Annotated in this window: 25 protein-coding genes; 12 read left to right on the top strand and 13 right to left on the bottom strand. The window is 52.3% G+C overall.

Annotated features, from left to right (window positions below):
* Nucleotides 1–1,050 (bottom strand): retention module-containing protein (locus FHC49_RS19250; RefSeq protein WP_220440612.1); only part of this gene is annotated, 1,050 nt, incomplete at its 3' end.
* A gap of 594 nt (nt 1,051–1,644) precedes the next feature.
* Here FHC49_RS19250 and FHC49_RS19255 point away from each other — a divergent pair.
* The 3 genes from FHC49_RS19255 to FHC49_RS19265 are packed head-to-tail and all read left to right on the top strand — an operon-like array spanning nt 1,645 to nt 6,575.
* On the top strand, nt 1,645–3,834 hold the full coding sequence (locus tag FHC49_RS19255) for a type I secretion system permease/ATPase (RefSeq protein WP_185669998.1): 2,190 nt from the start codon (nt 1,645–1,647) through the stop codon (nt 3,832–3,834).
* Nucleotides 3,821–5,182, top strand: a complete 1,362-nt coding sequence (locus FHC49_RS19260; RefSeq protein WP_220440613.1) for an HlyD family type I secretion periplasmic adaptor subunit — start codon at nt 3,821–3,823, stop codon at nt 5,180–5,182. The genes FHC49_RS19255 and FHC49_RS19260 overlap by 14 nt, the downstream gene beginning before the upstream one ends.
* A 40-nt stretch (nt 5,183–5,222) precedes the next feature.
* Nucleotides 5,223–6,575, top strand: coding sequence for a TolC family outer membrane protein (locus FHC49_RS19265; protein WP_220440614.1), 1,353 nt, complete (start codon nt 5,223–5,225; stop codon nt 6,573–6,575).
* Nucleotides 6,576–6,683: 108 nt separating this feature from the next.
* Here the strand turns inward: FHC49_RS19265 and FHC49_RS19270 are convergent, their stop codons facing one another.
* From FHC49_RS19270 to FHC49_RS19280, 3 genes are all read right to left on the bottom strand, one after another.
* Nucleotides 6,684–7,952 carry a Y-family DNA polymerase gene (locus FHC49_RS19270; protein WP_220440615.1) on the bottom strand — a complete coding sequence of 423 codons (1,269 nt, stop codon included), beginning with the start codon at nt 7,950–7,952 and terminating at the stop codon, nt 6,684–6,686.
* Between the two features lie 323 nt (nt 7,953–8,275).
* The gene (locus tag FHC49_RS19275; protein ID WP_185669994.1) at nt 8,276–8,920 is read right to left on the bottom strand and encodes a TenA family protein; all 645 of its coding nucleotides are present in this window, start codon (nt 8,918–8,920) and stop codon (nt 8,276–8,278) included.
* The gene (locus FHC49_RS19280) at nt 8,920–9,765 is read right to left on the bottom strand and encodes a BtpA/SgcQ family protein (protein WP_185669993.1); all 846 of its coding nucleotides are present in this window, start codon (nt 9,763–9,765) and stop codon (nt 8,920–8,922) included. The genes FHC49_RS19275 and FHC49_RS19280 overlap by 1 nt, the downstream gene beginning before the upstream one ends.
* 26 nt (nt 9,766–9,791) lie before the next feature.
* Between FHC49_RS19280 and FHC49_RS19285 the strand changes: the two genes are divergently transcribed.
* Complete coding sequence (locus FHC49_RS19285; RefSeq protein ID WP_220440616.1) at nt 9,792–10,661, top strand: ribokinase; 870 nt, start codon at nt 9,792–9,794, stop codon at nt 10,659–10,661.
* A gap of 4 nt (nt 10,662–10,665) precedes the next feature.
* Here FHC49_RS19285 and FHC49_RS19290 read toward each other — a convergent pair whose 3' ends face one another.
* Nucleotides 10,666–11,619, bottom strand: coding sequence for a substrate-binding domain-containing protein (locus FHC49_RS19290; protein WP_220440617.1), 954 nt, complete (start codon nt 11,617–11,619; stop codon nt 10,666–10,668).
* A 345-nt stretch (nt 11,620–11,964) separates the two neighbouring features.
* Here FHC49_RS19290 and FHC49_RS19295 point away from each other — a divergent pair, with 345 nt between their 5' ends.
* The 6 genes from FHC49_RS19295 (at nt 11,965) to FHC49_RS19320 (ending at nt 18,097) form a co-directional block, all read left to right on the top strand.
* Nucleotides 11,965–12,987, top strand: coding sequence for a LacI family DNA-binding transcriptional regulator (locus FHC49_RS19295; RefSeq protein WP_220440618.1), 1,023 nt, complete (start codon nt 11,965–11,967; stop codon nt 12,985–12,987).
* 379 nt (nt 12,988–13,366) lie between these two features.
* Nucleotides 13,367–14,113: an ATP-binding cassette domain-containing protein gene (locus FHC49_RS19300; RefSeq protein WP_162180094.1), complete on the top strand. Its 747-nt coding sequence runs from the start codon at nt 13,367–13,369 to the stop codon at nt 14,111–14,113.
* 18 nt (nt 14,114–14,131) lie between these two features.
* A complete protein-coding gene (locus FHC49_RS19305) occupies nt 14,132–15,133 on the top strand; it encodes an ABC transporter permease (protein WP_220440619.1) in 1,002 nt (333 codons plus the stop codon).
* 3 nt (nt 15,134–15,136) lie between these two features.
* The gene (locus tag FHC49_RS19310; RefSeq protein ID WP_185669989.1) at nt 15,137–16,216 is read left to right on the top strand and encodes a phosphotriesterase; all 1,080 of its coding nucleotides are present in this window, start codon (nt 15,137–15,139) and stop codon (nt 16,214–16,216) included.
* Nucleotides 16,217–16,229: 13 nt separating this feature from the next.
* The gene (locus FHC49_RS19315) at nt 16,230–16,985 is read left to right on the top strand and encodes a glutamine amidotransferase (RefSeq protein ID WP_185669988.1); all 756 of its coding nucleotides are present in this window, start codon (nt 16,230–16,232) and stop codon (nt 16,983–16,985) included.
* A complete protein-coding gene (locus FHC49_RS19320) occupies nt 16,985–18,097 on the top strand; it encodes a M20 family metallopeptidase (RefSeq protein ID WP_185669987.1) in 1,113 nt (370 codons plus the stop codon). The genes FHC49_RS19315 and FHC49_RS19320 overlap by 1 nt, the downstream gene beginning before the upstream one ends.
* A gap of 2 nt (nt 18,098–18,099) precedes the next feature.
* Here FHC49_RS19320 and umuD read toward each other — a convergent pair whose 3' ends face one another.
* On the bottom strand, nt 18,100–18,519 hold the full coding sequence (umuD, locus tag FHC49_RS19325; protein WP_185669986.1) for a translesion error-prone DNA polymerase V autoproteolytic subunit: 420 nt from the start codon (nt 18,517–18,519) through the stop codon (nt 18,100–18,102).
* Nucleotides 18,520–18,596: 77 nt separating this feature from the next.
* Between umuD and FHC49_RS19330 the strand changes: the two genes are divergently transcribed.
* On the top strand, nt 18,597–18,839 hold the full coding sequence (locus FHC49_RS19330) for a DinI-like family protein (protein ID WP_185669985.1): 243 nt from the start codon (nt 18,597–18,599) through the stop codon (nt 18,837–18,839).
* Nucleotides 18,840–18,910: 71 nt separating this feature from the next.
* Here the strand turns inward: FHC49_RS19330 and FHC49_RS19335 are convergent, their stop codons facing one another.
* Both FHC49_RS19335 and icd read right to left on the bottom strand, forming a co-directional pair.
* Nucleotides 18,911–19,381, bottom strand: a complete 471-nt coding sequence (locus FHC49_RS19335; protein ID WP_185669984.1) for a GNAT family N-acetyltransferase — start codon at nt 19,379–19,381, stop codon at nt 18,911–18,913.
* Nucleotides 19,382–19,475: 94 nt separating this feature from the next.
* The gene (gene icd, locus FHC49_RS19340) at nt 19,476–20,726 is read right to left on the bottom strand and encodes an NADP-dependent isocitrate dehydrogenase (RefSeq protein ID WP_220440620.1); all 1,251 of its coding nucleotides are present in this window, start codon (nt 20,724–20,726) and stop codon (nt 19,476–19,478) included.
* Nucleotides 20,727–20,955: 229 nt separating this feature from the next.
* Between icd and rluE the strand changes: the two genes are divergently transcribed.
* The gene (rluE, locus tag FHC49_RS19345; RefSeq protein WP_220440621.1) at nt 20,956–21,627 is read left to right on the top strand and encodes a 23S rRNA pseudouridine(2457) synthase RluE; all 672 of its coding nucleotides are present in this window, start codon (nt 20,956–20,958) and stop codon (nt 21,625–21,627) included.
* 25 nt (nt 21,628–21,652) lie between these two features.
* Here the strand turns inward: rluE and csgG are convergent, their stop codons facing one another.
* The 5 genes from csgG to FHC49_RS19370 form a co-directional block, all read right to left on the bottom strand.
* Nucleotides 21,653–22,498, bottom strand: coding sequence for a curli production assembly/transport protein CsgG (gene csgG, locus FHC49_RS19350; RefSeq protein ID WP_185669981.1), 846 nt, complete (start codon nt 22,496–22,498; stop codon nt 21,653–21,655).
* 24 nt (nt 22,499–22,522) lie between these two features.
* On the bottom strand, nt 22,523–22,936 hold the full coding sequence (gene csgF / locus FHC49_RS19355) for a curli production assembly/transport protein CsgF (RefSeq protein ID WP_185669980.1): 414 nt from the start codon (nt 22,934–22,936) through the stop codon (nt 22,523–22,525).
* Nucleotides 22,937–22,945: 9 nt separating this feature from the next.
* Nucleotides 22,946–23,335 (bottom strand): curli production assembly/transport protein CsgE, encoded by a 390-nt coding sequence (csgE, locus tag FHC49_RS19360; protein WP_185669979.1) that lies wholly within the window; start codon nt 23,333–23,335, stop codon nt 22,946–22,948.
* 2 nt (nt 23,336–23,337) lie between these two features.
* Nucleotides 23,338–23,988: a biofilm master transcriptional regulator CsgD gene (gene csgD, locus FHC49_RS19365; RefSeq protein WP_185670000.1), complete on the bottom strand. Its 651-nt coding sequence runs from the start codon at nt 23,986–23,988 to the stop codon at nt 23,338–23,340.
* Nucleotides 23,989–24,534: 546 nt separating this feature from the next.
* Nucleotides 24,535–24,633, bottom strand: a 99-nt coding sequence (locus tag FHC49_RS19370) for an IS1 family transposase (RefSeq protein WP_000641146.1), incomplete at its 5' end; no start/stop codon positions are given.

Raw genomic sequence — 24,633 nt, forward strand, 5'->3', positions numbered from 1 at the left:
CAGCAGCGCCGTCGGCACCTTCACCGACCAGCTCAGATCCGCCTGCACCGTCGCGGTAAAGGTCTGGTCGCCGATGGTGATTTGTACTTCATCCCAGCGCACCACGTCCTCACCGGTGACCCGCCCGGTCAGCTCCGTCTCCGCCTTCTGGCTTTCTTCCAAGTTGATCACCCCGTCGCCGGTCACGTCATCAATAACGATGGTCACCTCCGGCAGGGTGGTAGCCATTGATACCGAACTTTCAGCGCTCGTGGTTGCCTGATTACCATACTGATCATAAGTCGTCACGCTGGCATGAACATCGCCAGTCGCCACTAAATCGCTGGTATTCACCTCCACCGACCATCGTCCATCAATACCGACTTTTGTTTGATATTCATTGCCGTTAACCGTCACGGTTACCGTATCGCCTGGGCGCACATCCAACCCAGTCGTACCACTGATTTCGGTCTTCACCTGGTCGGCTTCATGTTTATTAATAACGTTATCACCCGCAATCACATCAATCGTGATACTGGCTTCAGGCAATGGGTGAGGTTCATCATTGCTGCTGCTAACGACATCCGGTTTTAACAGCGTGATGTCTTCCACCGGCGCAATCGTCGCCGTATCCAGCCCTTCTGTCGGATAGCCTGCGGTTGGGTCAAGGATTTCACCGGTCAGGTCGAGGATAACGTGGGTATGGCCGCTATGGTCACCCGTCGGTGCGGATGACGAATCAATAATAGTGCTGTTACCTGCAGCCGTTGCTTCAAGAATCTGGGTTGGGTCAGCACCTTCAGCAATCGCCTGCTGCGCTGCGGCAATGGCCTGTGAGTCAACATCAGCAGACGCAGACGCTGGCGTTGCCTCGCTGCCCCATTCGCTTCCACGGCCCAGATCCATATTTTTGCCACTGGGAAGCGTAACGGTTACCGCTCCCTGATCGGTGACGACTAATTCCCCACGCATAACTTGCTCACCTTCCGTTGCCAGACGACGAGTACCATTAGACGCGACGATCCACACCTGTCCCATAACTGCCTTTATCGTTCCTATAATCGCTGACATAGCTGTCTCTCCTTAGAATGCAAATTACGCGGTAGAAAATGGAATAGCCCACTTATCAATCATATTTATCGTATTAATTACGTATCCATTGTTGGCGCTAGATATCAGTCTAAATTTTTAAACTCCAAATATATATATCATTTATCGCATTAGTAATAATATTCACGTGTTATTTTTGTATTTATTTTAAAGGTATCAACTTCATTATGGATTTCGCTTTCGGTATTAGCTAAAACGATGGTAATAGATTAATGAATCGAGAGTAAAAATAACACGTCGCAATCACCATCATAATGATTTAATTGATAATTTTTCATTAAATAATAATTTATTCATTTCAAAAAAATCCTAACCCACATTTTTCCCTTATGATTCCAAACCTCTTTCATTTAGATCTTTTAAGAATTGTACGTGATTATTATTAGCCGTGATTATAAAGAATTATTAAAGGCTCACATAAGCAATTCCTGCATGTATATCTGGTAAATTGCATCAGTAATCAAGTATTGTAATGTCTTTGGAGTCATTCCCCGGAATTTCAGGATAAGAAAGAACTAACCACCTTAGCCGGGTTTGTTATTAAGGATATAACTTATGACGCTACATTCCACAGCGGCTCACGAGAATGACGTAACAGAGCGACAAGACGAGATTAACTTTGATCAGCGCGAACTCTGTGACGATCCGTTGCTTGATAGTCTGATGACCATTTGCACGCTGCACGGGAAAGCCTCCAGCCGCGTTTCACTGACGGCGGGTTTACCGCTGAGAAACAACCGCCTTACGCTTCCCGTTTTTCCTCGTGCAGCAGCGCGGGCCGGGCTGCGAGTGCGGATGCTCAAACGCGAACTGGGTAAGATCAACGCATTATCTTTACCCGCCATCCTTATCCTGAAAAATAACCGTACGGCGGTCTTGTTTGGATGGAGTGAAAATGGGCAAGCACGGCTGCTAACCGGCGACACCAACGGTGGAGAAATTGCCGTAGAGCCATCCGTGCTGGCTGAAGAATATTCCGGCATCACGCTGTTTATTCAACCCATTCACCAGAGTGAACGAACTAAAGCCAGCCTGCTCCCGCGGACGCGAACCTGGTTTCGCGATACGCTGAAACTGTCACGCTTTCTCTATGTCGATGCCATTGTCGCCAGCTTTCTGATTAACGTGATTGCGCTCTGTACGCCATTGTTTGTCATGAACGTATACGACCGCGTGGTCCCTAATCAGGCCACCTCCACGCTATGGGTACTGGCAATCGGTATCACGGTCGCCTTCCTATTTGACCTATTGCTGAAAACGCTGCGCTCGCGCTGCCTGGATATTGCCGGCAAGAAAACCGACATGATTGTCTCCGCGTCGCTCTTTGAGCGCATCACCGGTATGGCGATAAAAGCGCGCCCGGCGCGCATGGGTAGCTTTGCTCAAAATATTCATGAAATTCAATCACTACGCGATTTCCTCTCGTCATTAACCATGGCGACGCTTATCGATATGCCCTTCACGCTGCTAATGCTACTGGTGATTGGTGTTATCGGTGGGCCGCTGGTGTTCATTCCTTTAGTCGCCTTCCCTCTGGCGCTGGCCGTAAGTTGGGCCATCCAGAAACCATTGAACCAGACTATTGATGACACCATGAAGCTGGCCTCTGAACGGCAGGCAGTGTTGATTGAAACGCTCAGTGGCCTGGATGCGATGAAGGCCAATAACGCCCAAAGCGAACGCCAGTACATGTGGGAGAGCACGCTGGTGACCCTCAGTAAAAAAGAGCTGCGCGTTAAAACGCTCTCCACACTCGCCGTTAACTTCACCGCCTGGCTACAACAATTCTCAGGCGTGGCGATGATCGTGGCGGGTGTCTATCTGATTATTGAGGGTCAACTCAGCATGGGGGGCTTGATTGCCTGCTACATGCTTAACGGACGCGCGCTGGTACCGATGGGCCAGTTAAGCGGGCTTGTCACCCGCTATCAGCAGGCCAAAATGACGATGAAAACCACGGAAGATATGATGGACCTGCCTCAGGAGCGTCAGGACGATCGTCCGTTGGTCGCCCGTGAGAAATTGCTGGGCGGCATCACCTTCCAGAACGTCACCTTTACCTACCCAGGCCAGAAACGCCCCTCGCTCAATAACCTCTCTTTTACCATCACCCCTGGAGAACGAGTCGGGATTATCGGCCGTAGCGGTTCGGGAAAAAGCTCGCTAGCAAAACTGATTATCGGCTTTTATCAACCCGACTCAGGTGAAATTCTGCTGGATGGTATGGACGCCAACCAGATTGATGTTAACGATGTGCGCCATAACATTGGCTACGGGCCGCAGGATATTCACCTGTTCAGCGGTACGCTGCGCGAAAACTTAATCAGCGGCGCCAGCTATGTCGAAAACGAGGCGTTGCTTCGGGCATCCCAGCAGGCGGGCGTCCATGAGTTCGCACGCAAGCACCCGGACGGCTACAACATGCAGGTGGGTGAGCGAGGGCTCAACCTCTCCGGCGGCCAGCGTCAGGCGGTCATGCTGGCGCGTGCGCTGCTGCTGGAGCCGCCGGTGTTGTTGCTCGATGAGCCAACCAGTTCTATGGATAACACCACGGAAGATAGCGTGCGTCGCGCGCTAATGGACTCCATTAAAGGGCGGACGTTGCTGCTGGTCACGCATCGTGCCTCCATGCTTTCCCTCGTCGATAGGCTGATCATCATTGACCGTGGACGCATTATTGCTGACGGGCCAAGAGAGAACGTCCTGGTCGCGCTGAAGAAGGGGCAAATCCATGCGACACAATAAATGGCTAAAAAACCTGCTGCGCCGGTTAGGGCTGGGCTATAGCGACAACGATCTCACGATTAATGGCATTAACGGGCTCGTGATGGCGGACGGGCCACGTTCAGCCCGCACCACCCTGTGGTCATGTCTGGCGTTCTTTATTGTCTTAATCATCTGGGCTGCCAACGCGCAGATTGATGAGGTTGCCCGAGGAGATGGTAAGGCGATTCCATCATCACGTCTGCAAAAGGTCCAGAACATGGAAGGCGGCATCGTTTCTGAAGTCTTCGTCCATGAAGGTCAGGTGGTGGAAGCCGGGCAGCCCTTGCTACGGCTCGACGACACGCGCTTTAAATCGAATGCCGGTGAAAGTGAAGCCGACCGCTACGCCTTAATGGCGCAAATTTCACGGCTGGAAGCGCAAATTGCGGATAAACCGCTCGTTCTGAGTGACGATATCGAGCGTGAAGCGCCGAATATTGCTAACGGCGAGCGGGCGCTGTTCAATACGCAACGTGCGCGATTCAGCAGTGAAGTTGCGGGTCTGGAAGAGCAGTTATCACAGAAAAAACAGGAACTGCTCGATTATGAAGCCAAAAAAACGCAGTTCAGCCATAGCCTGGGGCTCATTCAGCAAGAAGTCAGAATGTCAGAGCCGCTGGTCAAAGCCGGTGCGATTTCAAAAGTGGAAATACTTCGCCTGCGCCGCTCTGAAGTCGATACCCGCGGCCAACTCGATTCCATCGTGCTCGCCATCCCTCGGGCCCGATCGGCGATAAAAGAGATAGAAAATAAGATTGCCGAGTCTCGCGGACGCTATCACAGCGAAATGCTGGGACAGTTAAATGAAGCGCGCACCAACCTTGTCAAAATTGAAGCCAGCGGCAAAGCCATTGAAGACAGAGTCAATCGTACATTAGTGACCTCTCCGGTACGCGGGATTATCCAGCAAATGCTGGTCACCACGATTGGCGGCGTTATTCAGCCCGGCAGCGAACTGGTTGAGATTGTTCCGCTGGATGACAGTCTGCTGGTTGAGGCCAAAATAAGGCCGCAAGATATTGCATTTCTTCATCCCGGACAGAAAGCGATGATCAAATTTACCGCCTATGACTACACCATCTATGGCGGCCTGCAAGGCTCTCTGGAGCATATTAGTGCTGATACCATCACTGACAAAGAGGGCCGTAGTTTTTATCAAATTCGCTTAAGGACGGATCGTAATTATCTCGGTAGTGAGGAGAAGCCGCTGTTGATTATTCCGGGGATGGTGGCTTCTGTCGATATCATGACAGGGAAGAAAAGCGTACTCAGTTATCTATTAAAACCAATATTAAGAGCGAAGTCAGAAGCACTTCAAGAACGATAGTACCCCTATATACGATGGAAATTGATGAAAGGATAACATTATGAACAAACACATTCGGGTATTAACCAGCCTCTCTCTGCCGCTGCTGTTCGCTAACAACGTTAGCGCGGCCACGCTCGAACAAGCCGTTAAAGACAGCTTGCTCTGGCACCCGCAGGTGAGCGCGTCCGTCAACAGCCGCTATTCTGCCGATGAGGATTTACGGGCGGCAAAAGGCGGTTATCTGCCAACCTTAAATCTCTCCGCCGGCACCGGCTGGGAGCAGACCGATAATTCCAGCACCCGTGCAGCCAACGATCACCGTCGCAACCTGAACCGCAGCGAATCCAGCCTTAATCTGCGCCAGAATGTGTTTAACGGCTTCGCCACCACCAGCGAAGTGGCCCGGCAAAAGGCGACCGTGAACTCCCGGGCGTACACGGTAATGAACACCAGTGAAGTGACCGCGCTGAATGCGATTCAGAGCTATCTCGACGTTCTGATGCGTCAAAAAATGGTGCAACTGGCACAAAATAACCTGAAGAGCCACGAGCGCGTGTTTGACCAAATCCGCCTGCGTACCGAACAGGGCGTAGGCCGTAAGGCTGACTATGAGCAGGCGCAGGCGCGTCTGGCGCAGGCGAGAAACAACCTGCTGACCGAACAAACCAACCTCGAAGATGCCCAAGCTAACTACTACAGCGTGGTCGGCAAAGAGGCCAGCGGCCTGTCAATGCCGATGACGACCAAAGTTCCAGGCTCTCAGGCCGAAGCCCGTAAGCAGATGCTGGAAAACAGCCCGCTGCTCAAGCAGGCCGACGCGGACGTTGAAGCCACCCGCCAGCAGTATGAAGCCGTGAAATCCCGCTTCTACCCGAGCGTGGATATCGACCTCGGCCGTCGCATGGATAACAACGTCGACGGCACGCGCGGTCACGATCAGGAGTGGCAGGCGATGGTTCGCATGAACTACAACCTGTTTAACGGCGGCAGCGATAAAGCACAGCTCTCATCTTATGCCTACAAAATGCAGGAAGCGCAGGACGTCAAACGCAATGCCCTTCGTCAGCTGGATGAGGAGTTGCGTCTGTCCTGGAACGCCTGGCAGAACGCCAAACAGCAGGTGCCGATCGCCAAAGATTACGCCGATCGCAGTGCCGTGGTGCGCACCGCGTACCAGGAGCAGTTCAGCATCGGTGAACGTAGCCTGCTGGATATGCTGGACAGCGAAAACGAAGTGTTCAACGCCCAGCGCCGCTACGTCGAAATGCAGTTTGTGGAGATGTTCACCACCTACCGCATCAACGCCCGAATTGGCGATCTGCTAAAACAGCTGAATATTCAGGCACCAACGGCCGCACAGCCGGTTGAGGAACAGCAGACGGCACACAGCAACCTTCCTGAATTGAAATAATCGCTAGCCCATAGCGATGGTCTTCCTCTTCTCTGGCGGTGCCGGGGAAGAGGATGTTTGTTTTCCAACGCGGCGCTTCCCTCACGGTTGCCGTTCTACGCATGTTGTTCACTTCACTCGCAGTAAATCGCTGTACCTCGTTGTGTATCGCGGCGACAGCATCTCTCTTTTCATTTGCCACTCCTGTTGAATACCCTGCCCGGCAAAATAGAGCGTCCCCTTCCCGGCTTTCGTGTTGATGCGGTCCAGCACATCCATCAGCGGCGCGCTATTACACCTTGGTGCGTTATCATCAAACAGGTCGAGCTGCACAATGCCCTGGCTGTAAAAATCCCCCAACATGACGCCTGCTTTTTGGTAGCGATGACCGCTCTGCCATATGGCCTCCAGACAGCGCGTCGCGGCGGCGACAATGTCCCTGGTGTCCTGCGTGGGCGTAAGGAGTTTCACAGATGCGCTGTTTGCATAGTACGGCGCCCTTTCTGCAAACGGAGACGTTTTCACAAACGCAGAAATAAACCGGCAGTACTGATGCTCTCCGCGCAGTTTCTCCGCCGCGCGGACGGCATAGCTGCAGATAGCCTGTCGCATCGGCTCGTAATCGGTAATCCGCTCACCAAACGAACGGGAACAGATAATCTCCTGCTTCACGGGGGCAAACTCTTCCAGCGCAAAGCACGGCTCGCCGCGCAGTTCACGTACCGTTCTTTCCAGCACCACGCTAAAGTGCTTCCTGATAAAACGAATATCGATGTCCGCCAGTTCAAGCACGGTGTTGATCCCCATCGCCTGCAGCGATTTACTTATCCGACGCCCGATTCCCCACACCTCATCAACCGGCAGCGCGGCCATCAGCTTACGCTGGTTCTCCACGTTAGACAGGTCGACAACGCCATCGGTCTGCTGCTGCCACCGCTTGGCGGCATAATTGGCCAGCTTCGCCAGCGTCTTGGTCTGTGCGATACCGACCCCCACGGTCAGGTGCGTGTGCTGAAGCACGGTATTACGGATCTCCCGACCAAAATCCACCAGATCACGGCAGTTGCTGACGCCCGTCAGGTCGCAGAATGACTCGTCAATTGAATACACCTCGCACCGGGGAGACATCTCTTCAAGGGTGGTCATCATCCGCAGACTCATATCGGCGTACAGCTCGTAGTTGCTGGAAAAAAAATGAACGCGTTCGGGGAACGCCACCCCTTTGAGCCGGAACCAGGGCGTGCCCATTTTGATGCCAAGCACTCTGGCGGCGTGGCTACAGGCAATAACGCAGCCATCGTTGTTGCTCAGCACGCACACCGGCTTTCCCCTGAGGTCTGGTCGGAACACGGTCTGGCAGCTGGCGTAAAACGAGTTCGCATCAACAAGCGCGAACATCAGCCGACCGTCTTCAGGCTATGCGTAACAACGCCAAAGATATCCAGCGAGGCTTCACCGCTGGCCTGGATTGGCCGATTAGCATCATGCATAATGTATCACCTCTCAAATTACTGTATATAAACACAGTAAAGCAAGAGCTAGCGAAGGTGCAAGCGGCTTTCAGGGCGATAAACCAAACCCCCTGAAGTTTTAGGTAATTTAGTAAACGGCTAGTGCGTGCAGCCGGCATGGCAGTAGTTTACTGAATGGCTCTACCGCTGCCGAAACCAGAAGAAATTCCGGCTCCGGCAGACGTTTTTTCTCATTATCGACTTATCGCTCTAAGGCTCATACGCCGCGCTATGGAAATCAATTTCCCACTGCAGCACTTCACCATATAGCGCTGACAGCGTTTGCTTTTCGCTCTCACTGAGTGCTACAGCACAGCGATCCAACTCATTCTTCAGCCAAAGCGCCTGCTGATAAAACTCATCTTCCGCATGCATTTCCACCCAGCGCCGAACGTCAGCATCGCTCTGATGGCGCTCATTCACTCGTCGACACCAGGCGTAATACATCCATTCCGCACCGAACATCAGGGTAATAATCTGCTCATAGCTGCCTTGCTGAGCGGTTCGCAACATACCATCACGGAAACGCCGCACGCCGGGCAGATCGTCCGGATAATCGGCAGGATTAATCCGGCGTTCTGCTAATACCCGTTCAAACCAGGCTATCTGCGTATCAACCAACGCATTCAGTACACCAACCAGCCAACGCTGCTGCTGAATACCCGGCGCTTTGCTGATCCCTAGGGCAAAAATTGCAATCGCCGTGGCGACAAAGTTCCCCTCGAAGACAAGGTAGCGGTTAAACACCGTTGTTGGCAGACGATCCTGCTCAATATCTACCACAAAACGATGCTGCTGCATGACCTGCCAGGCCTGCTCATGCTCACGTAGCAGCCGCTCGGTAAACGGTTCCATTATGCTTCCTCCAGCGCGGCCTGAGCGATAGACATAAAATGTTTTACCCGAGCCAAATCAACATCGTTCCACCAGACACCGTCCACCTTCATCGTACTGGCAACGATCACCCCCTGAGTACGCCCCAGAATCTGACAAACGTTAGCCGGCGTTACTCCAGAACCGACCAGCAACGGTAACTCTGTCGCTGCGCGAATTTCATCAATTTCTTCCATCGTAGCGCTATCACCCGTGCGTTGACCGGTGGCGATCACGGCATCGGCTTCAAAAAAATCGACATCGCGAGTCAGCTCCTGAATCGAACGATCGGCAACGATGGCATGGCTACCATGTTTGACGTGGCTATCGGCAAAAACACGGATATGTTCAGCGCGCAGCATACTACGGTAGCGCAGCGCTTTAGCCGCCGCCCCTTCAATAAACCCTTCATTGGCAATATAGGCGTTAGCCCACTGGTTTACGCGAACGAAATCAGCCCCGCCCGCCAATGCAGTTGCTAGCGCCGGGATCGCCGCATTAGCCAATACGTTAATACCTAGCGGTACCCCAAAGCGTTCGCGAACTTTCTCGGTAATGACCGCCATCAGTGCCGATGTTTCATGACCGATATCTTCTGGTTTGGAAAAAGGAATATCGCCATGGTTTTCAACAATCAAACCATGAACACCGCCTGCAATATAATTTTCCGCATCACGAAGCGCACGCTCAATAATATTGCCAACTGATTTTCCTTGATATTTAGGCGTTCCAGGGAAAGGATCGCAATGAATGACACCAATAACTGCTTTCTTACGTGAAAAAATAGCTTGTATTGCATTCGTTTTTTCTGCTGAGATAGCAACCATCTTATCCATCCTATTAAGGAAACACTATGCGTGTTTACGTTACTGGTAATATTACTGTAGATGAAACCTGGTCCATTTCGGACATACCTAAAAAAGGCTCATCAATTCATGGAATTAAAGTCTCGCAGGATATCGGCGGTAAAGGCGCGAATCAGGCGATCATATTATCCCGTTGCGGAATAGACACGCGTTTAATTGCCGCCACGGGAAGTGACAGCAACGGAATCTGGATCCGTCAGCAAATAAAAGGGGAGACGTTATCGCTGCTACCCGATTTTCATGTCAATCAACATAGTGACACCTCAATTATTTTAAATAGTGATGATGGTGATAATGCCATTATTACTACCACCGCTGCCGCCGATACATTTGGCATCGATGATATTATCTCGCACATGGCTGACGTCGCAGTCGGTGATATTTTGCTACAACAGGGTAATTTTTCTCTGGATAAAACTCGCTCCCTGTTCCAGTTTGCCAAAACACGCGGTATGACGACGGTATTCAACCCCTCACCGGTTAATCCTGATTTTTGCCATCTGTGGCCACTGATCGATATCGCCGTAGTCAACGAATCAGAGGCCGAACGGTTACAGCCTGATGGCGTGAAAACCTTAATCATTACCCAGGGCGCCGCTGGGGCCTGGTTGGTTCGGGACGGCCAGCGCCAGTTCTGTCCCGCCGTCCGCGCCGAGGCGCTTGATACTACCGGCGCAGGAGACACTTTCCTTGCCGTCATGCTCGCGTCCTCGCTGCGGCGTGGGGTAGAACCTGATACCCTGGCGCTTACCCACGCCAGCCTTGCTGCCGCGATTACCGTTAGCCGTCGAGGCACCTATAGCGCATTTCCAGACAACCATGAACTTGCCGCCCTGCTCGCAAAGGGCGGCAAGTAGCAACCTACTTAAACAGCGAACGGTAAGTGTCAACGTTCGCTTTGGTCACCACCGTGGCCGGAACCAGAATGGTTTTCGGCACGGTTTTACCCGACGTGATGCTGTTGAGCGCATTCAGGGCTTCCGCCCCCATTTTTTCAGGATCCTGCTGCAGCACGGCGGTAACGTAGCCACTATCAATACCCGAAATCGCCTTCGCCGTCAGATCCCAACCAAAGACTTTAATGTCCTTCTGGCGTCCCTGATTTTCCACAGCAGCAATAGCGCCCAGTAAAGCCGGTTCACCGGTTGCATATATCGCCGTCAGATCGGGGTTGCCGGTAATCAGGTTCTCCGCTGCGGTCATCGCTTTATCCTGCACGTTTTGTCCGTCAACAACGTTCGCAACCGTAATTTTAGGATTACTTTTCAGCGCCTCTTCAAAGCCTTTCTGCCGCTGGTTTTGAATAGCTGAATTTAACGCTCCAACGATCCCCAGACGTGCCTGGCCACCCATCTCTTTTTGCACATAGTCGACGAAGTATTTACCAATAATTCGCCCTCCCTCAATATTATCGACGCCGACTTGAGCAGCCTGAGGCCCGGCAGGTAATACGGCATCAATAGCAATGACAGGAATGTTCGCCGCCGCCGCTTCTTTGACCGCTGGCATAATTCCGTTAACATCAATAGCGGCAACCAGAATTCCTTTAACGCCTTGCTGAATATAGTTTTCAATCGCATCATTTTGCGCAACGGGATTATCATTAGAGTTGAAAATGACTAGATTCTTGCCGCTCGATTTTGCTGCATCCTGCGCGCCTTTATTCATCAGATTAAAGAACAGAGCCTGCTGATTGATCTGCACCAACGCATAAGTGGGACTTTCAGCATTGGCTGCAGAAATAAAACTCACTGATGCCAGCATCGTCGTTGCTATAGCAATAAAACGCAGTTTTCCGGTGTTAAATAACATCATCAGTATCCTCGTCGGGAATAGTTGATAGCCAGCAGAGTTCCGCGTTGCATACGAACGCAGAAGGGTTATGTTTTGGCGGGCAAATATCGAGTTTGTAGCCAGAACCATCGAAAACTGTTCGGCTGGATCCCGCTTTACAACATTCCGGCAACCGGTCCGTTTCGGTGCGCGACTGGAACGTCTAAAGCTGGTTTGGGAATGACTTCCCGGATGATGCGGTAAACTGCCTATACAATTCTCTGCCGATTAAAATTTGTCAAGCATTAATTTCCACCTCATGGTTACCCAAGAAATTGCTGTATCCACGGCGCTTAACTATGTTACAGATAGCCGATTCTGGCAGAAATGGCGCAGCAAATGAGTATAAAACGCGTATTGCTATCCGATGTGGCAAAGCTGGCAGGGCTATCTAAAGCGACGTTGTCACGCTATATGAACAACAGCATTGTGCTGCCGCAGGACACTATCGATCGTATTGAAACGGCTATCCACGAACTGGACTATCGCGGCAACAGCCTCGCACGCCGCCTGAGCAAGGGGGGAAGCGAAACGCTTGGGCTGGTGTTACCTGATATCACCAACCCCTTCTTCGCTGAACTGGCCGATGCTGCCGAGGAGGCCGCTTCTGCCAGCGGTTACAGCCTGGTACTGTGCATCACCCGCAACAATCCTGATAAAGAGTGTCAGTTTATTCGCTGGCTGGATACCTGCCAGGTTGATGGTCTATTGTTCACCACTAACCGACCGGATAACGGTCTGTTGCGTAAAGAAATTCAGCGCCATGAACGCATCGTATTGCTGGATGAAGATATTCCTGGCAGCAAGGTACCGAAAGTCTTTGCTGATAACGTACAGGGCGGGCGAATTGCCACTGAAAAGCTGATCGCCGCCGGGCATCGACATATCGCCTTCGTTGGTGGGCCAGACAAACTGATGAGCGTCCGCGAGCGTTATCAGGGATTCTGCACCGCGATGGAGCAAGCAGGTCTGAGCTGGCCACCTGAGTGGATCATGTATGGCGACTATCGGCGAGAATTCGGCCAGCAGGCGCTGCACCACCTGTTTAGCCAGCCGACCCGCCCTACCGCTGTCTTTGCTGCGAGTGACTATCTGGTGCTGGGCCTGCTCGACGGGTTACGTGCCAGCGGGCTGCAGGCACCGGCAGCACTGTCGCTAGTCGGTTTCGATGATGCCAACTATGCCGATTTCACCCAACCCCGCATCTCAACTATCCGCCAGCCCGCCCGGGAGCTGGGCCATACGGCGGTGAGCATCATGCTGCGCCTGCTCAACAACGAGAAAGATATCCCTGCGGAAACCCGTCTGCCGGTTGAATGGGTCGGCCGCGATTCGATCAAGATTTGTTAAGCTCGTCCCAAAATGGCGCAAAAGCGCCCAGTTTTGGCACAAAAAACGATCAACTCAAAAACCCTTCACTATAATCAGTAAACCGGTTTACCGGTGGGTAATAAATAAAATCTATTTATTACATAACGTTAGATCACAGGGCTGCTGTGTTGTTTCTGCCCTGGCACGGATGCTGCAATGTTCTTACTGGCGAATAAATATCTTAAATAGCGTTGGCCTGACTGTGCTTGTGAGTGCTTCATTCATCAGGTAAACCGGTTTACTAGATTGTAAACCGTGTTGAATGACGTATCTCGCGCAGGATGGCGAACATTTTCCCGGCAATAGCAATGGGAGTTATCAGATGCAGCAGCCACACACTACCCCGCCAAGGGTGGAGATGATTAATATCACCAAGACCTACGGGTCGATACGTTCATTGCGCGGCGTCAACCTGGAGCTGGCACCTGGTGAAGTACTGGGTTTGGTGGGCGATAACGGCGCGGGGAAATCTACCCTGACTAAAGTGTTATCTGGCGCGGTAATCCCTTCCAGCGGCACAATTCGTATCGACGGCGAACAGCACCAGTTTACCAATCCGGCGGATTCTCGCCGCTGTCATATCGAGATGGTGTATCAGGATCTGTCGCTATGCGACACGGTTGACGTCGCAGGCAATCTGTTTATGGGCCGCGAGCCGATGAAATCCGTTCTCGGTATCCCTTTTCTCGACGAGGCCAGAATGCACGCCGATGCCCGTGAGATGCTCAAAGGGCTCGGCATTTCTATTCCCGATACCCGTCTGCTGGTCAGGAACCTCTCCGGTGGTCAACGGCAGGCCATTGCCATCGCCCGCGCGGCGGCCTTTGACCCGAAGGTGCTGATTATGGATGAACCCACCGCTGCGCTTGCCGTCGCGGAAGTTGAAGCGGTTCTGGAACTCATCCGCCGCGTTTCCGCTCGCGGCGTGAGCGTGATTCTGATAACTCACCGCTTGCAGGACCTGTTCCTGGTCTGTGACCGCATCATGGTCATGTATGAAGGCACCAACGTTGCCGACCGGCGCGTCGCTGACACCAGCCTAAGCGATATCGTTAATCTGATTGTGGGCGAAAAGTTCACCGCCCGCTCTGCGGCCGCACATTGAGGTAACAGGATGAGTATCATGAACTTAAGCAGCTCTCGCATGATCCAGCATTCGCTGCCGCGCCGCCTGCTGCACAACCACTCTGGCGTCGTCAGCATCGCGCTGTTTTTTGTTTTCTGCTGCGTGGTGTTTTCGCTGATCACCAGTAACTTCCTCACCGGTACCAACTGGTTGAATATTATTCGTCAGAGCGCCCCACTGCTGATCGTGGCGACCGCAATGACGCTGGTAATTACCACCGGTGGCATAGACCTGTCGGTAGGCTCCACTCTGGCGCTGGTTGGCGCGCTTTCCGCTATCGCGCTGAATAACTGGGGATTGCCGTGGCCGGTTGTCCTGCTCGGCGGTTTGCTGCTCGGCGGTCTGGTTGGTGCCATCAACGGGTTCTTTATTGCCTATGAAGGGATACCGGCGTTTATCGTCACCCTTGCCACTCTGGCCGTAGTTCGCGGCATCGCGCTGTTGGTGACTCAGGGCTACTCCATTCCCGTCCCGGCGGATAGCCTGTTTACCTTTATAGGCCGCGCCTGGGTTGTGGGCATCCCGATGCCAGCGGTTATCGGTATTATGATTCTGGTTATCGGACATATCGTCCTGAATCATATGCGTTTTGGCCGCTACGTTACCGCCATCGGTGCTAACGCAGAGGGCGCACGACGCAGCGGTATTAACACGAAAGCCGTGACCATGAAGGTGTACATCATCAGCGGAATGGCCGCCGCGCTGGCCGGAATGATTATTACCGCACGCCTCGGCAGCGGATCTTCCAACCAGGGGGAAGGCTTCGAACTGCAGGTGATTGCCGCAGTGGTACTCGGCAGCACCAGCCTGTTTGGTGGCTTCGGTACCATTATTGGCACGTTACTCGGCGCGCTGTCGATTGCGGTCATTCAGAACGGACTGATCCTGTCGCATATTTCACCGTTCTACACCCAAATAGCGACCGGCACCATCATCCTGCTGGCTATCTGGCTGAACACGCGCATTCTCAATCCCACGCGCTCTGCGGCAAAAGGATAACAGATGAAAGGATCAATTTTTCGTCACCCTACTCCGCTGCCGGTCGGCGTCAGCAGCGGTTATGCCATGACGGTGTTAGGCCCGCTGCCCATTAGCGAGATGGGCGTGACGCTAATGCATGAGCACATCCTGCTGGATGCCTCCGGGAAATGGGTGCCACCCTGTTGCTGTAGCGATCGCCATCTTGCTGAAATGCCAGTGAAGATGGAAAACCTCGGCGAGCTGTCGCTGAATCCACTCATGAGTCGTGATAACTGCCAGCTGTTTGACGTTGATGTAGCGATTGAGGAGCTGACTAAATATCGTGCCCTTGGCGGAGAGACGGTCGTTGACCCGACCAATATCGGCATTGGCCGCGATCCGAAGGCGCTGGCGCGTATCGCTCGCCTGACCGGGCTCAACATTATTATGGGTACCGGCTTCTACCTGGAGCCGTCGCACCCTGAGTGGGTGAAAACCAGCAGCGTCGAGCAGTTAACCGAGCGCTTAATCTACGATCTCGGCGGCGCAGAGGAGAAACCGGAGGTGCTGGCTGGACTGATCGGGGAAATTGGCATCTCCAGCCGTTTTACTTCAGACGAAGAGAAGTCTCTGCGCGCAGCCGGCCGGGCAAGCGCCGCAACCGGTGTGCCGATCGAGGTCCATCTGCCTGGCTGGGAACGGCTGGGGCACCGGGTGCTGGATATTCTCGAGCAGGAAGGGGCCGATCTACGTCATACGGTGCTGTGCCATATGAATCCCAGCTTTGCCGATAAGCGCTACCAGCGCGAGTTAGCACAGCGCGGAGCGTTTCTCGAATATGACATGATCGGCATGAGCTACTACTACGCCGATGAGTCGGCACAGTCGCCTTCCGATGAAGAGAACGCCCGCGCCATTTGCGAGCTGATTGACGATGGCTATATCCAGCAGATTTTACTCTCACAGGATGTGTTCCTGAAAACCATGCTCACCCGCTACGGCGGTCACGGCTACGGCTACATACTCAAACATTTTGTTCCCCGTTTACGTCGTCACGGCGTTAGCGGGGAACAACTCGAAACCCTGATGATTGGAAATCCCCAACGGGTCTTTGGCGGATAAAAGGAACGTCATAATGCAGAAGAAAATTTTACTGGTGGGTGAATCCTGGACCAGCACATCAACGCACGTTAAAGGCTTCGACCAGTTTGCCACCGCGACCTGGCACACCGGAGCAACGGATTTTTTGGCCGCACTAGCCGATAGCCATTACGCCATCACCTATATGCCTGCCCACGCGGCAGCGGTCGAATTTCCAATGACGCTGGAAGCTCTACAGCAATGGGATGCCATTATTCTGTCGGATATTGGTGCCAATACTCTGCTTTTGCATCCGGATACCTGGCTGAAAAGCCGCCGTACCGCTAATCGATTGACGCTACTGCATGATTATGTCGCGGCTGGCGGTGCGCTGATGATGATTGGCGGCTACTACAGCTTCCAGGGCATTAACGGCGGCGCGCGTTATCGTCATACCGCAGTCGAGAAAGTGCTGCCGGTTCGTTGTCTGGCATGGGACGATCGTATTGAAACCCCAGAAGGTTGCTATGCCGAAATGACGGAGCCCCACGCGCTGTTTAACGATCTTCCCGGCGAATGGCCGTGGCTGCTGGGTTATAACGAAGTGGAAATGCATCCGGAAGGCAAACTGCTGGCGACCGTTGCAGGCACCGGTCACCCGCTGCTGGCCATTCGCGAATATCAACAGGGTCGTTCTCTGGTCTGGACCAGCGATATGTCAGCGCACTGGCTACCGGAAGAGTTTGCCAAATGGCCAGGCTATCGCCAGTTATGGGTTAACTGTCTCGACTGGCTGACGGAACGCGACTGATGAGTGCCACTCTTGAACTCGCCCAGCATCTGCTGGGCTTTAATACCATTAACCCACCAGGCAACGAAACCGACTGTATGCAGTTCTTTGCCGATTGGCTGCGCGATCATGGCTTTACGGTTTCGCTATCGTCATTCGGCTCAAGGCGCAGTAATCTGATCGCCACGCTTCCCGGCACGAAAGCCGGGAAACCGCTGGCCTTTACCGGCCATCTGGATACCGTACCGCTTGGTAATGCACAGTGGCTGTACGATCCTTTCGGCTCGCAGGTTGACGACACTCGCCTTTACGGCCGCGGTTCCAGCGATATGAAAGCGGCCGTGGCGGCGTTTGCCGTCGCCTGCGTTCAGCACCGGGAAGCTATTCTCGCCGGGCGCGGGGTGGTATTGCTGATTACCGGCGGAGAAGAAACCGGCTGTGATGGCGCAAGCGCATTGATTGAGTCCGGCGCGTTACCGGAGATCGGTGCGCTGATCGTCGGAGAACCGACCGCCAATTACCCCGTCATCGGACACAAAGGCGCACTGTGGCTACGTTGTGAAACCCGAGGGAAAACCGCGCACGGCGCGATGCCCGAACTGGGAATTAATGCTATCTATCTGGCGGCGGATGCGCTGGGCAAGATTCAGCATTTTTCACCGGGTGCACCCCATCCGTTAATGAAGCAACCCACGCTTAACGTCGGGCGCATTGAGGGTGGGCTAAATATCAATTCCGTGCCGGATCGCACGCGTTTTGATGTCGATATCCGCAGCGCCCCCAATTTGCAGCACGCGGCCATTCGCCAGCAACTCAGCACGCTGTTGGGCGAGCACGTGACGGTCACCACATTGGTTGATTTGCCTGCGGTATTAAGCGAGGAAAATCACGCCTGGATAAAACAGGTTTATCAGCGCTGCCAACCACTGCACGATAAACCGCTCGAACCGCGCGTTGTCCCCTACTTTACCGACGCGTCTCTACTATTGCCCGCGCTGGGTAACCCGCCCTGCATTATTCTCGGGCCTGGCGAACCGGCTATGGCGCATCAAACCGACGAATACTGTCTGCTCAGTCGACTCGACGACGCTGAGCGACTGTATGGGGAAATTATCAGTGACTGGATGACATAACATCAGCCGACCGTCTTCAGGATATGCGTCACGACGCCAAAAATATCCAGCGAGTCCTCACCGCTGAACTGAATCGGCCTATAGGACGGGTTTTCAGGAATCAGCATTACCGACGGGTGTGTTTGCAGGCGCTTAACCGTGAACTCACCGTCAACCGCCGCGATCACGATATCCCCGTGCTGTGCGGTTTTAGCGCTATCAACCACCAACAGATCGCCATTGCCAATTCCCGCGCCGCTCATGGAATCCCCGGCGGCGCGAACAAAATAGGTCGCGCTGGGGTGCCTTATCACCAGCTTATTTAAATCAATACGCTGCTCGACATAGTCCTGCGCCGGACTCGGAAACCCGCAGGGAACGAGGTCACCGAACAACGGCAGCGCCGCCATTTGGCCTGGGCCGGTGGGTGAATAAAACTTCATAATGAACTCACTCTATTGACACTGTTTATACATACAGTATATATACTGTCGTTATACCCAGTAAAGAGAGGCTAAAAATGTTCGTGGAACTCGTTTATGACAAAAGGAATTTTGAGGGTTTGCCTGGTGCAAAAGAGATCATTCTCGGCGAATTGAGTAAGAGAGTGCACCGCATTTTCCCGGATGCTGAAGTTCGGGTGAAACCGATGATGACGCTGCCGGCCATCAATACGGATGCCAGCAAGCATGAAAAAGAGCAGATCAGCCGCACGGTGCAGGAGATGTTCGACGAGGCGGAGTTTTGGCTGGTGAGTGAATAACGCGGTGCCGTTATCTTCTCTGGCACAACACCCGCTACGCGTCGTTAGCGCCAGAGAAGTTCGCGTCGCCCTTACAGTTTCAGCATCATATCGATGCAGCGCAATTGCGCATTCGCCGATGCAGAGAAGTGCACGCTTTCCTTCACAACGGTAAATCCTTGCGTCTCATAAAACCCTTGCGCATTGGGCGTAGAGGACAAGGTAATCGTTTGAAATCCACGGGCGCGGGCTTCTCTTTTTATTGCATTCATAATCGATCCGGCCAATCCCTTTCCGGTGTACTCAGGCAGAGTAAAAATAGCCTCTACGCTACCGGAAGTGAGATCGAGATAACCTGTTGCCACCGGTCGATCGCTATCGTCCACCGCCACAAAAAACGGATAGTTAACAATCTCCTGGCGATACTGCTCAGGCATATTGTCCGGCGTCCATGCATCAATGACCGTCGCGTCATAGCTCGATGTGCATCCCGCGCGAATAGCCTGATTCCGAATATCCCAGCATCGTTCTGCTTCTTGCGGTGTAGCCTGTCTGATTTGCATCAGTATTTCCCTCGCTTATCGTTATTGTCGTTTTTACAAGGCAAAAAAAACGGGAACCCAGCGGCTCCCGTTTATCATGAACCCAGCAACTGGATTACATGTTTTCGATGATTGCGTCACCAAACTCTGAACATTTCAGCAGTTTAGCGCCTTCCATCAGACGTTCGAAGTCATAGGTCACGGTCTTGTTATTGATAGCGCCTTCCATACCTTTAACAATCAGGTCAGCCGCTTCGAACCATTCCATATGACGCAGCATCATTTCTGCGGACAGGATGATAGAACCTGGGTTCACTTTGTCCTGGCCTGCGTACTTCGGTGCCGTACCGTGGGTCGCTTCGAACAGTGCGCATTCGTCACCGATGTTCGCGCCCGGTGCAATACCGATACCGCCAACCTGAGCTGCCAGCGCATCGGAGATGTAGTCACCGTTCAGGTTCATACAGGCGATAACGTCGTATTCAGCCGGACGCAGCAGGATCTGCTGCAGGAACGCATCGGCGATCACATCTTTAATGATGATCTCTTTGCCGGTGTTCGGGTTCTTGATTTTCTGCCACGGGCCGCCGTCGATCAGTTCGCCGCCGAATTCTTCGCGAATCAGCTGGTAACCCCAGTCTTTGAACGCGCCTTCGGTGAACTTCATGATGTTACCCTTGTGAACCAGGGTCAGAGAATCGCGGTCGTTGGTGATAGCGTATTCAATCGCCGCACGCACCAGGCGCTTGGTCCCTTCTTCGGAGCACGGCTTGATGCCGATACCGCAGTGTTCAGGGAAGCGAATTTTCTTCACGCCCATCTCTTCACGCAGGAATTTAATCACTTTCTCAGCGTCAGCCGAGTCAGCTTTCCATTCGATACCCGCGTAGATGTCTTCAGAGTTTTCACGGAAGATGACCATATCGGTCAGTTCTGGGTGTTTAACCGGGCTTGGGGTGCCCTGATAGTAGCGAACCGGACGCAGACACACGTACAGGTCGAGCTCCTGACGCAGCGCAACGTTCAGAGAACGGATGCCGCCGCCAACTGGCGTAGTCAGAGGGCCTTTGATAGCAACACGGTAGTCGCGGATAAGATCCAGCGTTTCTGCTGGCAGCCATACGTCCTGGCCATAAAGTTGGGTGGATTTTTCCCCGGTGTAAATTTCCATCCAGGAAATTTTACGCTCGCCTTTGTAGGCTTTCTCAACAGCGGCATCAACCACTTTCAGCATTGCTGGGGTGACATCAACACCGATACCGTCGCCTTCAATAAATGGGATAATCGGATTGTGTGGCACATTCAGCTTGCCGTCTTTCAGGGTGATTTTTTGACCTTCCGCCGGAACAACTACTTTGCTTTCCATTCACCTCTCCTTCGAGCGCTTCTGGTGTGCTCGTCATCCTTTACGCCACAGGTTCTTGCCGCTACTACGCCCACTCCACTTATCCCGTTTAGGTATAGCCTGGAGATGCACTGTCTTACCGTCTTCCTGCAACACAAAGAGTTAGAGCATTTTGTTAATGTTTTGTAATAAGCCTGTCAATACTACCTGATTGTTTGTCGCCATGAAAGACTCTCGTTATTAGGCTATAATGCGCGAATCTATAGAGCCTGAAAATACTATGATTAAGACTTCATTTAGAAAAAACCAGCTTGAGCGATTCAGCTCACGACAAGCCACCAGGACGCGTAAAGATAACCAACCAAAACGCGTTATTCTGTTCAATAAACCCTACGATGTGTTGCCGCAATTTACCGATGAAGCAGGGCGTAGCACGCTAAAAGATTATATTCCTGTGCAAAATGTCTACGCTGCAGGTCGTCTCGACCGGGATAGCGAGGGGCTGCTGGTGTTAACCAATGACGGCGCGCTGCAGGCCAGGCTCACGCAGCCGGGTAAGCGCACCGGGAAAATTTACTACGTGCAGGTTGAGGGTGAACCGACGCCGGAGGCTATTGAGGCACTGCGAAATGGCGTGACGCTGAACGATGGCCCCACCTTGCCCGCCGGTATTGAGCGGGTGGACGCGCCGGAGTGGTTATGGCCGCGCAATCCGCCGATCCGCGAGCGCAAAGCCATTCCAACCGCCTGGCTAAAGGTCACGCTCTATGAAGGACGTAACCGCCAGGTGCGCCGGATGACCGCCCACGTAGGCTACCCAACGCTGCGGTTGATTCGCTATGCGATGGGCAGCTATACGCTGGATGACCTGAAAAACGGCGAATGGCGCGATGCCGATGCATCGGCCGCAGAGCGCAGCTAACACCGCGCTCACAGGACAAGCCCGGTCAGGAAATATCGGGCACAATGATGTTCTTATATTTCTCCAGCACCGGGGCGTTAGCGTCTGACGGGTTTTGCAGTTGCCACAGGTTACGCGTGATCCCGTCATTCACCAGATAGATAACCCCGGTTTCAATCGCCGACATCAGGCAGAGCATCACCGGTTCATTCACCGTATAACCCACCTCGCCTTCCAGGATGCGCTGATAGTCGATATAGCGGAAGATCCCCGCCTGGAACTCATAGGAGAGGATCGTTTTGCTGGTATTTACCGATGAAAGCACCTCCCCGGTTCCGACGTTGACCACGCGCAGGTTCACCGCGATTTGATCAAGCTGGTACTGCGTGCTAGCGCCGATACCAAAATAGCGCGCCCCTGCCCCGCCCGTTTTCACGTTGCTTTCATAGCCGATAATCGACCCTTCGATCAGGATATTCGCCGCTACCAGCGACGGCAGTTGGGTGCGGTTGTTCACCGCCACGGTGCCGTTCTCCTGCGCCGCACGAATAATTTTGCGTTCGTTGAGCAGGTTTTGCAGTCCCTGTCGTTCAAGGGGGATAAACCAGTTGGAGTCTTTTAACGCCGACACCAGCATGGCGGTGGCGCTTTGCGGTACGGACGTCGAGAAGTTACTGGCCGGATAGGGTTTAAACTGCCCGGTTTCATCCTGAATATTATAAACCGAGACAAACAGCTTGCCCTTCGGCGACGGTAAATGGGTGAGGTCCTGGTAGCTTTGCGACCGCGGTAATAACGTCGGTTTCGCCGCCTGTTTAGGGGGAGAGGTAATACAGCCCGTAAGCATAAACAGGCTAATAAAAATAACCACTGCGCCAGCTATATTTTTCATTTCTGCATCTCGCCACGGAGGTGATTAATTTGATGAAACACTGTTCAGACCGTCAACTTCGATGGTTGAGGATTTCCCGGTTTTACGATCGAGAATATTCATCAGGAGCCGACCGTCGACATTTTTAATATCAACAATAAAATCATTGGTCACTAACCGCCCCGGTTTACCGCTGGAGACATTTCCCATCAGGCTACCCAATAATTGCGACTGAACGGCGGAAGAAAAATTATCTAATGCCGATGTTCCCGAAACGGCTCCCCAATCATAAGCATTGGGATCTTTATAAGAGTTCTGCGCATTCGCTTCTGAAAGTAAAAATGCACCGTTATTGGGATTACCACCAAAATTAGGGTTAATAAACTGGAAGGTTAAATTCCCAGCATGAACTGAAGTCGATAGCAAGCCGATGCCAAGCATCACAGAAAGCACTTTCATCGTACGCTCCTAGAACTCGTCGTGGGTCAAATCACCGGTATTTAATAATGCTTTGTTAATGGCTCTTTTCGATACAGAGTCATAAACAGCAGCGATGGCCATTGAGACTTGTTTATCAAAGTCTTTTTTACTCGGAAATAAAAAAGTCTGATATAAAACATCCTGATCGATTTTAATGGTTATCCAACTTCCCCAGCGCGCGCTGGGGCGTTCATTAATTGTGATAGCCGCAGGGTATTCCGCCTCCCAGTGGGTGGTGAATGCACGATAGAAATCATGCCCGACCCGTGTAATAGTGTTATCGGTAACCAGGCCCGGTACTTCGACTTCGGCTGGATAACTGGCGTGCGATACCATCAGCATCAATATTGATGCTGTAATACGGAATAAATATTTCATAACTATCGCCTGAGGTTTTCATTAGCCCAGGAGACGGCCTGCGTTCTATTTTTAACCGCAATCTTGCGAAAGAGATTATAGAGATGCGTTTTTACCGTATTTTCGCTGATAAACAGCAGCCTGGCGATCTCCACGTTTGACGCGCCCATCCTGAGCTTATTCAGGATGTCCTTCTCGCGCTGCGTCAGCCCGCTGGTATCGTCATGATAACGGTAACTACCTGATTGATTAATAAGATAACTGGTGAGGTCGTGAGGGAAATGGCAGCCGCCTTTCTGCACGTTGCGGATGCCTTCAATCAGGGTGTGTTCATCAACGGATAAGTAGAATACCGCGCTGATCCCAGGCCAGCTCTCCACTTCGTGGAAGGCGTAATCATCCGGCATATTGATCAGCAGAACTTTAACTTTATCGCGTAACCGCCGCAGCTCAGTTTGCCAGAGCAAATTCCGTTTTTTATCCGACTCGCTTAAGTCAAAAAGCACTAGCAATCGCTCCGCTTTCAGCTGATCGAGCGATTTTAAAATATTCTGGGTTTTGACATTAATCGTTAACGAGCTTCTGAGTTGATGTACAAGGGCAGTGGCCTGCAATGAAGGCCGGGTTATTAGCATTAACGCATCATTATTCACCGCTTCTATTTCTATCGGCATTATGAAACCCCATTCCGCTTGCTGCTCGGAACAAGCTCTCTTTCTGATATGCATAAAAAATGCATATCAAGAAAGAGGTGCTGTTCTGTGTAGTTGCTGATATATAAGTATGACAATAAAGGGAAAATGGACGCACAATTGGCGCTTGTTTCCAGAAAGTGCTGCAATACTGTTCAATCTAGACATTGCCATTTTTATCGCAAGGATTATTTGTGTTTCAAATTGTAACAAGATCATGTCAGTTTATTTCAGGCTGATTTCACCTTACTGCTGATTTTCCTACAAAAAATAGCGAAATTGTCATTTAGCCAAATTCGAGGATTGGCTTCATGGATACATCGTATTTTATGCATGATATTGCCAGACCCACCAAAAAAGGCAGTGGGTGTAAATGAGAACTGACATTATTTGTCATAGAAATGGCGGACTTTGCGGAAGGTGTAAACCAATACGTACTGATCGTATAAGAACGCATACCGGTAACATCCCGCTCGCGCCGCACCCTACCACGAGCTTTCCTCAAAAAACTCAGGTAATGACTCCAACTTATTGATAGTGTTTTATGTTCAGATAATGCCCGATGACTTTGTCATGCAGCTCCACCGATTTTGAGAACGACAGCGACTTCCGTCCCAGCCGTGCCAG

Source organism: Kluyvera sp. EC_51, assembly GCF_019584505.1.
In the GTDB taxonomy this organism is placed as follows: Bacteria; Pseudomonadota; Gammaproteobacteria; order Enterobacterales; family Enterobacteriaceae; genus Kluyvera; species Kluyvera sichuanensis.